Genomic DNA, 1,516 nt, shown 5'->3' with positions numbered 1-1,516 from the left:
CCGTAATGTCGTTGATCGAGAAACTCGGTGTCGGGTCGTTGTCGGTAATCGAGGCCGTACCAGTGGCCGACGCATTGGCCGTATTGCCACTGGTCACCGTGCCGGTCAGCGAGAAGTTCTCGGCCGGTTCGTCCAGCAGGTCATTCGTCGTCTGCAGGCGCAACTGCACGCTGGTGCTGCCGGCCGGGATGCTTACCCCACCGGTGGCCGAGACCCAGGCCGTACCGTTGTAGTACTGCAGCGTACTGGCGGCGCTGGTATCGGTGCCCAGTGTTGCCGTGCCACCCGTCAGGCTCGGCGTGAAGGTCACGGCTGTCGTGCTGGCATTGCTCAAGGTTGCCGTGAAGGTGGCGTAGCCGCCTTCGGTCACCGTCGGGCTGTCGATGCTCAGGGTCGGACGGTCGTCGTCCGAGCCGCCGCCACCGGTGCCATTGTCCATAATGGTGCCAACGCCCAGATTGTCGGCAATCGTCGCGTTGACCGCAGCACTCAGATTGACATTGAAGGTTTCGGAACCTTCATACACACGAGGGCTGTCGTTAAGGATGGCGACAGTGATGGTCTGCGTCGTGACACCCGGAGCAAAGTTCAGGGTGCCGCTGTTGTTCGTGTAGTCCGAACCGGCCAGGGCCGTGCCATTCGACAAGCCCCAATTGACGCTGGTCGCCTGGCCACTGGCGGCCGACAGGCTGACCGTGAAGGTGGCCGTGCCGGCTGCTTCATTGACCGTAATGTCGTTGATCGAGAAACTCGGTGTCGGGTCGTTGTCGGTAATCGAGGCCGTACCAGTGGCCGACGCATTGCTCGTGTTGCCGCTGGTCACCGTGCCGGTCAGCGAGAAGTTCTCGGCTGGTTCGTCCAGCAGGTCATCCGTCGTCTGCAGACGCAGTTGCACGCTGGTGCTACCGGCCGGAATGCTCACCCCGCCGGTGGCCGAGACCCAGGCCGTACCGTTGTAGTACTGCAGTGTGCTGGCGGCGCTGGTATCGGTGCCCAGTGTTGCCGTGCCACCCGTCAGGCTCGGCGTGAAGGTCACGGCCGTCGTGCTGGCATTGCTCAAGGTTGCCGTGAAGGTGGCGTAGCCGCCTTCGGTCACCGTCGGGCTGTCGATGCTCAGGGTCGGACGGTCATCGTTGGCCGGGCCACCCGGCAGGGTGCGACCGTCGTCCACGATGGTGCCGACGCCCTGGCCGTCAACGATGACGGCACCAACCGGGTTGGTCAGGTTGATGTTGAATTGTTCGGCGCCTTCGAAGGTGCCGTCGTTGGTGATGGCGACGGTGATGGTTTGTGTCGCCACACCGGCACCGAAGTTGAGGGTGCCGGCTGCTACGTTGTAGTCGGCCGGGCTGGTCGCCGTATCGGCTTGCCCGGCGTAGTCGACCGCCGCGCTTTGCGTCAGGTCGCCTGTCCGGGTGACGGTGAAGGTGACGGTGCCAGCGGCTTCGTCAATGATCAGGTCGTTGATCGAGAAGCCCGGACGGTCGTCGTTGGCCGGGCCGCCCGGCAGGCTGCG

General features: G+C 64.1%; 1 protein-coding gene. It reads right to left on the bottom strand.

Annotation, left to right across the window (positions count from 1 at the left end; genetic code table 11):
* The coding region (locus AC07TV_RS22710; protein WP_494650681.1) for a Calx-beta domain-containing protein at positions 1 to 1,516 on the bottom strand (1,516 nt) is incomplete at both ends.

Source organism: Azonexus sp. GW821-FHT04F04 (assembly GCF_059420025.1).
Note: the sequence above shows the minus strand (reverse complement) of the source record. Positions and strands in the feature narration are given on the sequence as shown.